This window comes from Desulfobotulus mexicanus (assembly GCF_006175995.1).
GTDB classification, from domain to species: domain Bacteria; phylum Desulfobacterota; class Desulfobacteria; order Desulfobacterales; family ASO4-4; genus Desulfobotulus; species Desulfobotulus mexicanus.
The window spans coordinates 1-7,751 of record NZ_VDMB01000047.1; the positions used below are offsets into that span (position 1 = coordinate 1).

Genomic DNA, 7,751 nt, shown 5'->3' on the forward strand with positions numbered 1-7,751 from the left:
GTTTATTTCTTGGTGCTTTCTTTTCTTTGTCCCAATAACTTTCAACTGAGTATACATAAATTGCTCCGGTTTTCTTGTTGTGGTGATGGGTTATGCTTGCCATTTCCTTCCTCCATAGTTACATTTGATGGAATATAACTATGTTTTTTCCAAAAAGTCAAGCATTAAATAGTTGCTTATGTCTTTATTTATAGATGTTTACAGTTTGGGGCTAGTGCAAATAGTTACATTTTCCGGGAATTGAGGATGCAAAGGATTATGTTCGTATGCAGTGGATGATGCTGCAGCAGGAAACTCCGGAAGATTTTATTATCGCCACAGGAAAGCAGTACAGTGTCCGTGAATTTATTCAGTGGAGTGCCGCAGAGCTGGGTCTGGATCTTCGTTTTGAGGGAAGTGGTGTGGACGAGGTGGCTTTTGTGGAGAATATCCGGGATATAAAAAAAGCGCCTGCCGTGGGAAAAGGGGATATCATTGTGCGTGTGGATCCCCGTTATTTCAGGCCCACCGAGGTGGAAACCCTGTTGGGTGACCCCTCAAAGGCCAGAGAAAAACTGGGCTGGGTGCCTGAAATCAGCGTTCAGGAAATGTGTGCGGAAATGGTCAGGGAAGACCTTGAAACAGCCAGACGCTATGCTCTGCTAAAACAAAACGGTTACGAGATGCCGGTTTCCATGGAATAGCTTCTTTACGGCCATAAAGTTTTTGCTGCACTGTCTGTGTGGGAACCCCATTTTTTTGACGGGAGACAGTATGATAATGGAAAAAAGAAAGCCGGTATCGGATAGGAAGGTTTTTGTCGCAGGCCACAGGGGAATGGTGGGCAGTGCCATTGTGCGACGGCTGGAGATACTGGGGTATGAACATATTGTCACCCGGACCCGCAGCGAGCTGGATCTTCTGGATCAGAGGGCTGTTTTTGACTTTATGCAGTCAGAAAAACCCGATGAAATCTATCTGGCAGCGGCAAAGGTGGGGGGGATTCTTGCCAACAATACGTATCCTGCTGAGTTTATTTATGAGAATATTGTTGTTGAGGCCAACACCATCCATGCGGCCCACCTCAGCGGGGTGCAGAGACTGCTTTTTCTGGGGAGCAGCTGTATCTATCCGAGGGATGCGCAGCAACCCATGCAGGAGGAGGCACTGATTACCGGTGTGCTTGAGCCCACCAATGAACCCTACGCCATTGCAAAAATTGCTGGAATCAAGTTGTGTGAAAGTTACAACCGCCAGTACGGCAGGGATTACCGGAGTGTGATGCCCACCAATCTCTATGGACCGGGGGATAATTTTCATCCTGAAAACAGCCATGTTGTTCCGGCACTGCTACGGCGTTTCCACGAAGCCGTTCAGGAAAAAGCACCTGAGGTGCTGATCTGGGGCAGCGGCACTCCCATGCGGGAGTTCATGCATGTGGATGATATGGCTGCCGCTTCAGTGCATGTAATGGATCTGGAGGAAGACGTCCACAGGCAATATACCCGTCCCATGCTGTCCCATATTAACGTGGGTACAGGGCAGGACTGCACCATACGGGAATTGGCTGAAACCATTGCCAGGGTGACGGGGTACGGGGGACGGCTGGTTTTTGATGCCACAAAGCCCGATGGGACTCCACGGAAGCTCCTTGATGTATCCCGGCTGAAGTCTCTGGGATGGCAGGCGGGTATTGGGCTTGAAGAAGGTCTGAATTATACCTATGCTTGGTTTTTGAAGCATAAAGAAGATTTAAAGGTATGTTAGTTGATCTCTATTTTTCGTTGGCATGGGTTGGGTAACCGCTTTATTTTATGCTGTATTCTTTAATTTGTATTAATGATACCTGTACACTATAAAAGTAAGGTAGTTCTTTGTTTTTTAACCTCTATTAGCGGTACCATGTTTTTGAGCCATGGCCCTTGCCCATGACTTTTTAAAAAGGAGCAAGTTATTAATGATCATCAATAATATTGTATGTATGAAATGGGGTGATAAATATGATGCCACCTATGTAAATATTTTAGCCTCTATGGTAAAAAGAAATACTACAGTACCTTATAGGTTTATATGTTTTACAGATAATCCTGAGGGAATTGATAAGAATATTGATATTTTTCCCATCCCTGATTTCCCTGAGCCGTCTGCTAAGTACAAAAAATGTGAAGCATGGAGAAAACTACTTCTTTTTCAAAACCCTCTAAATAATATTGAAGGAAAAATTCTCTTTTTGGATCTTGATGTTATCATAATTGATATTATTGACTGTTTTTTTAACTTCTCTGATCAAATGGCAATTATAGAAAATTGGTCACAGCCCAACCGCTTGATTGGTCAAGCTTCAGCTTTTTGTTTTAAAATGGGCCAATATGAAAATCTCCTGCATACCTATCTGGAAAATCCGGATAAAATAGCAGCCGAATATCGGACCGAGCAGGTTTATATAACAAGGGCTCTTGGCAGGAATGGTTTTGATTTTTTTCCTGATATATGGTGCAAAAGCTTTAAGTTTCACTGTATGCCAGGCGGAATTCTTAACAGCTTTATAGTACCGGCAAAAATTCCTGAAGGAGCAAAAATTATTGTATTTCATGGTAATCCTAATCCACCGGAAGCCATTCATGGCATATGGGGAAAGGATGTCCCGTGGTTTAAAAAGTTTTACAAAACCGTTAAACCAACTCCGTGGATTGCTGAACACTGGCGAATTTAAACCTAAATTGAGCGGTTTTACAAATTATAATTTTAAGGAACATTATGTCTTCTGACGATAAGTTAGGTTCAGGTCCTGTTACCGTAAAGATTGTGGGGCGAGTAGCTCCTGAATGGCTTTATCGCCAACTTCCTGGTCAAGATGGCGTCTGGTCCGATTGTAGATTTGTCACCGACCCTGATGAAAATGACTATGACTGGCTGGTAGTTTACCATGATCTTGCCTGGTCGAAAGAGCGCAGAGGAATGGAGTTTCTGGCATGTGCTGGTCGGAAAAGCATTCTTGTCACCACAGAGCCTTCTAGTATTACCGTTTATGGAACAGATTATCTTAAGCAATTCGGAACGATTATTACCAGCCAGGAGCCATGGGTAATTCATCATCCCAATCCGGTCTTTACAATGCCTGGACTGCTCTGGTTTTATGGTATGAATGAAGAGGAAGCCTCCTTCATTCCCTATGACGATCTTAGGTCTATGGTTCCGCCTGTAAAGGAAAGAAACCTCTCCACAGTCTGCTCTAATCGCAGAGGCAGGTTGACGCTTCATAGCAAGCGGGTGCATTTCACTCAACGTCTTAAAGCTTGCCTGCCGGAAATGGATGTTTTCGGTCATGGTGTGAAGCCCATGGCTGATAAGGCAGAGGCACTGAACCCCTATCGCTATCATATCACCATAGAAAATCACATCTGCTGTGATCATATGACGGAAAAACTTCCAGATGCCTTTTTGGGCCATACTCTTCCTTTTTATCACGGATGCCCCAATGCGAGTGAGTATTTTCCAAAGGACAGTTATGTGCCTATCGATATAGATGATTTTGATAAATCACTGGATTTGATTCAAAGTACAATAGCCAATAATGAGTATGAAGATAGACTTTCCTATATACTTGAGGCAAGGAGAAGGGTTCTTGAGGAGTATAATCTGTTTGAAGTGATAGAAAAGGTGATCCGCAGAAATCCGGATGGTGCTGGTAGTCATGAAGGTTCTTTGACTGGCTGTATTATGAATAGACAGACACTGCGGATCAAGCGCCCCTTGACAGGTATCCGGAGTCTTTGGGAGAAAGTGGAAATTAAAGGCCGCCTCAGAATCAGAGGTATGCTCCGTGGACAGTATCCATAATGTTGTTGTTTATGTGTCTGATACCAGTATGTGTTGGTAATATTTCGAATTTGATGGTAAAATGTAACCAGTTTGTATGTTTTGACATACAGGGCAGGGAACATATGCGTTATGAAAAGGATCATGGTCTTTTTCAGGATTTACCCGTGACAAGGATTATAAAAGAGTCTATGAAAGCCTATCCTCAGATGATGGTTTACCTTGAAAAGGGTGGGGCCGGAGGAGATTTTCATGCGGAAGCCGGAGGAGATTTGTTGGTATGAACAATGATGATTTGTATCTGTTTGTTTGATTTTAGGGTCTCTTTTAAGGTTAAAATAGAGCTTTACGAACTTTTGGATTAAGTGACGATAATGAAAATTGTTCAGGTTTTAGTCTCTTCCGGGTTTGGTGGAGCAGAGCGTCTTTTTGTAGATCTCTGTAATGGTATGGCTAGGCGGGGGCATAATGTTTTGGCTATATGTCCTGACAGGTTTCAGGGCTTGTCTCTTTTGGATACAAAAGCTGATATTATAATAGAAAATGTTGATAGCCGATGGGACAGGAATTTATTTGCAGAAAATAAAATTCGAAGAGCTGTCAAAGCTTTTAACGCAGATGTAGTCCATACTCACCTTGCACGCACAGCATCACTAACAGGGGCTGCATTAAAAAATGCCTCCTTGCCTGTTATTGCGAACATGCATAATTATGTGAAGCTAAAATATTATAAGAATATTAAACATTTCGTTCCTGGCACAGAGCACCAGGCTTCCTATTTTAATAGTATGGGAGTGGCAAAACAAAATATTACAGTAATTCCTCACTTTAGCAATATAAGGAAGACATCTCCAGTAAGTCATGATTTCTCTCAGCGAAAACTGGTAGCATTTGGGCGGTTTGTTCATAAAAAAGGTTTTGATCTTCTTGTCAGGGCTGTAGCATTGTTAGGTCAGCAAGGATTTGATCTTGAGCTTTTGCTTGGAGGAGATGGTCCTGAGCGGGAAAGACTAAGGCAACTTGTCCATGATCTTTCCATTGAAGATCGGGTACACTTTTCCGGATGGGTTGAAGATGTGGAGTTTTTTTTACAAAAAGCTCCTTTTTTTATTCTGCCTTCCCGTGATGAACCTTTTGGTATTGTGGTACTTGAAGCCATGGCAAGTGGTAACTGTATTATTGCAACACGAACCCATGGTCCCAATGAAGTGCTTCAGGATGGAAATGCTTTTTTATGTGAAGTTGATGATGTTGAAGATATGGCGAAGGCCATTTTTTCCGCAATGCATAATCCGGAAGTGGCAAAGCATTGTTCTTTGAATGCAGAGAAAAAATTTCATGAAAGATATGCACCGGATGTGATTTTGGGAGAGTATGAAAAATTGTTTCAGCAATTGATAACTACCTGAAGTTGATGGAAGCCTAAAAAGTCCCAATCTATCAGAAAAGGAATAATGATGTCATTTCTATTAAAAATGCAAGATTCTGACATGATAAATAAAATTTCTGTTGGGCTGATAGTTTCTTTTCTGGTTTTGATACCCTTTAGCAGAATCTCTGAAATCTCTGTTGTTTTAATGGCTTTGTCTGGTTTGTTTTTAATAATAAAATATAGAACTTCTCTGTTTAAAGAAAAGGGCGTTGTTTTATTTTCTTTTGTTTATATTTCCTTCTGGATACCTGTCGTGCTTTCTATTATCGGTGCTGTGAATCCGGAAAAAACCTTTGTTGTTGCTCTGGCTTTTTTACGTTTTTATCTGATGGGTATTTTTATTGTTTACACAATGAAGGTTGTAGGGGTTTCGGAAAAAATACTCAGAATTTTTGCATTTATACTTCTTTTTTGGGTAATGGATGCCTTACTTCAGGCAGTGCTGGGATACAATGTTTTCGGTTATTCAGACATTGATGGACGTATTAATGGTATTTTCGGAAACAATTTAAATATGGGTTCTTATCTGGCTACAATGAGCCCTTTACTTCTGGTTTATTCATATCTGAAGTGGCCCTTATGGGGGCAAGGCATTGCATTTTTTGGAGTAACGTCAATTGTTTTTTTGGCAGGTAGCAGAAATGGTTGGATAATATTGGCAGTTGTTTTATTTTCTGTTTTTATATGGATAATTCGCAGGGATGGGTTAAGAAAACTACCTTTTCTTGGAGTCATAGGATTGGTTGTAGGTTTGGCAATAATGGGTTCCATGTTCTTTTCCTCATCATTTTCGGAGAGATTCCAGCAGTCTGTGCTTGTTTTCAGTCATGATTCGGATCAGATTGATCAGGCTGTGAGTAATCGTTTACCCATTTGGCATACAGCATTTGAAGTTTTTAAAGCGAATCCAGTTAATGGTGTTGGTGCACGTAATCTGAGATATGCATATGAAAATTATGCGCCGCAGGACGATTTTTTTATGAATAACAGCTTGACGGTGCATCATGCACATTTACTTCTTTTAGATATTGCAAGTGAGACAGGAATTATTGGTATTTTTGGTTTACTTTTTGCTATGGGTTTCATGTTTAAGTTTTGGTTAAAATCTTCGGCACAACATCGGTTAAAAATTTTGCCCTATGGTTTGGTTGTAATGGTGGTTTTTTTGCCATTTAATTCCCATTATGCCTTGTATTCGACCGCATGGTCTACAGTTTATTTCTGGTTGATTGCTTTGTATTGTGGTGCTGCTGGTGAAGGGCAGATATCGTGAAGATAGTTTTTTAAAAAGTTGCTTATGTTTAAATTATTGTTTGAGTTATATTGAAATTTTGCTATGCATTGAAGCTGTATTCAGTCAGCGGTAAATAAAGATTAACTAAATGAAAAGCTCTTGCCTGTTAAGGTGCTGCCTTAAACAGCACAAAGGAGGAAGTCATGCAGTATGAAAACATTGTTTATGAATACGCAGATGGAATCGCAACTCTGACCTTTAATCGGCCCAAGGCGCTCAATGCCCTGAATGCTGCATTGCTTCAGGAGTTTGCCCATTGCCTGGATGTCATTGATAAGGATGAAAATGTACGTGTCCTCATTCTGACGGGCAGCGGTGACAAGGCCTTTGTTGCGGGTGCGGATATTTCTGAACTGGCAACCCTCGGACCTCTGGATGCCCGCTTTTTCTGTCAGCTGGGCCATGATGCCATAGGAAAACTGCAGAATCTTTCCATCCCGGTCATTGCTGCGGTTAATGGTTTTGCCTTGGGCGGCGGCAGTGAAATGGCCCTTGCCTGTGATTTTATCTATGCGTCCGAAGCTGCCAAATTCGGGCTTCCCGAAATCACCCTGGGTATCATCCCCGGTTTCGGAGGAACCCAGCGCCTGCCCCGTCTTGTCGGTAAAAATATGGCAAAGGAGATGATTTTTACAGGGAAAATGCTGTCTGCGGAAGAAGCGCTGGCCCTGGGTATGGTTAACAGGGTGGTAAAGCCCGAAGAACTGATGGATGCCGTAAGAAAAACAGCTAAGGGCATAGCAGCCAAAGGAAGGGTTTCCCTGCGCGCGGCCAAGGCCGTTGTGAATGCGGGGATGGATGTGGATCTGTCCACGGCCTGCCGTATGGAAATAGATGCCTTTGCCCTGTGCATGGCCAGCCCGGATGCCAAGGAAGGAACCACGGCTTTCCTTGAAAAACGCAAGCCGAATTTTACGGCGGGGCTGAAGGGTTGATAATATGGCCCCGATCTTTCATCAAAAAAATAAAAATCCCCGTTGTTGCTGTAAAAACAGTATGATAGAGTATTTGTTGCGAACAAAAACTATCACCAACGGGGATTTTAAAAATTATGACACAAGGCATCCTTCCATTCAAGTACGAAGAAGAAAAAAGAGGCGTAGGATTAACAGCACTGGGAGGTCTTCCGCTTTATCTGGATCTGATACATGCCATGGGTCTGCGGGATTCTATTGAAAAACATATGAAGATCGGAGCCAATAAAAAGCAGGGTTTTACAGACAGCGA

The 7,751-nt window shown here is 42.2% G+C and carries 8 protein-coding genes and 1 pseudogene; all 9 read left to right on the top strand.

The genetic code is table 11. The features are described 5' to 3' along the window. Positions 1-239: 239 nt before the first annotated feature. A complete protein-coding gene (locus tag FIM25_RS16510; RefSeq protein WP_139450955.1) occupies positions 240-683 on the top strand; it encodes a GDP-mannose 4,6-dehydratase in 444 nt (147 codons plus the stop codon). Positions 684-753: 70 nt separating this feature from the next. Continuing rightward, entirely contained in the window at positions 754-1,746 is a 993-nt protein-coding gene (fcl, locus tag FIM25_RS16515) for a GDP-L-fucose synthase (RefSeq protein WP_425456392.1), read from the top strand. Positions 1,747-1,936: 190 nt separating this feature from the next. Next, a complete protein-coding gene (locus tag FIM25_RS16520) occupies positions 1,937-2,692 on the top strand; it encodes a hypothetical protein (protein WP_139450956.1) in 756 nt (251 codons plus the stop codon). A 44-nt stretch (positions 2,693-2,736) separates the two neighbouring features. After that, positions 2,737-3,819, top strand: a complete 1,083-nt coding sequence (locus FIM25_RS16525; RefSeq protein WP_139450957.1) for a glycosyltransferase family 10 domain-containing protein — start codon at positions 2,737-2,739, stop codon at positions 3,817-3,819. A 104-nt stretch (positions 3,820-3,923) separates the two neighbouring features. Next, positions 3,924-4,082 (top strand): hypothetical protein, encoded by a 159-nt coding sequence (locus tag FIM25_RS17230; RefSeq protein WP_179953476.1) that lies wholly within the window; start codon positions 3,924-3,926, stop codon positions 4,080-4,082. A 90-nt stretch (positions 4,083-4,172) separates the two neighbouring features. Then, on the top strand, positions 4,173-5,207 hold the full coding sequence (locus FIM25_RS16530; RefSeq protein ID WP_139450958.1) for a glycosyltransferase family 4 protein: 1,035 nt from the start codon (positions 4,173-4,175) through the stop codon (positions 5,205-5,207). A 48-nt stretch (positions 5,208-5,255) separates the two neighbouring features. Continuing rightward, positions 5,256-6,503 carry an O-antigen ligase family protein gene (locus FIM25_RS16535; protein ID WP_179953477.1) on the top strand — a complete coding sequence of 416 codons (1,248 nt, stop codon included), beginning with the start codon at positions 5,256-5,258 and terminating at the stop codon, positions 6,501-6,503. A gap of 164 nt (positions 6,504-6,667) precedes the next feature. Further along, a complete protein-coding gene (locus FIM25_RS16540) occupies positions 6,668-7,459 on the top strand; it encodes an enoyl-CoA hydratase-related protein (protein ID WP_139450960.1) in 792 nt (263 codons plus the stop codon). Positions 7,460-7,575: 116 nt separating this feature from the next. Further along, a pseudogene (locus FIM25_RS17625) lies at positions 7,576-7,751 on the top strand (IS1380 family transposase); the annotation flags it as partial.

Coding starts and splice junctions, on each gene's coding strand:
- fcl (WP_425456392.1), top strand. CDS start 754: ATGATAATGGAAAAAAGAAAGCCGGTATCGGATAGGAAGGTTTTTGTC.
- FIM25_RS16520 (WP_139450956.1), top strand. CDS start 1,937: ATGATCATCAATAATATTGTATGTATGAAATGGGGTGATAAATATGAT.
- FIM25_RS16525 (WP_139450957.1), top strand. CDS start 2,737: ATGTCTTCTGACGATAAGTTAGGTTCAGGTCCTGTTACCGTAAAGATT.
- FIM25_RS17230 (WP_179953476.1), top strand. CDS start 3,924: ATGCGTTATGAAAAGGATCATGGTCTTTTTCAGGATTTACCCGTGACA.
- FIM25_RS16530 (WP_139450958.1), top strand. CDS start 4,173: ATGAAAATTGTTCAGGTTTTAGTCTCTTCCGGGTTTGGTGGAGCAGAG.
- FIM25_RS16535 (WP_179953477.1), top strand. CDS start 5,256: ATGTCATTTCTATTAAAAATGCAAGATTCTGACATGATAAATAAAATT.
- FIM25_RS16540 (WP_139450960.1), top strand. CDS start 6,668: ATGCAGTATGAAAACATTGTTTATGAATACGCAGATGGAATCGCAACT.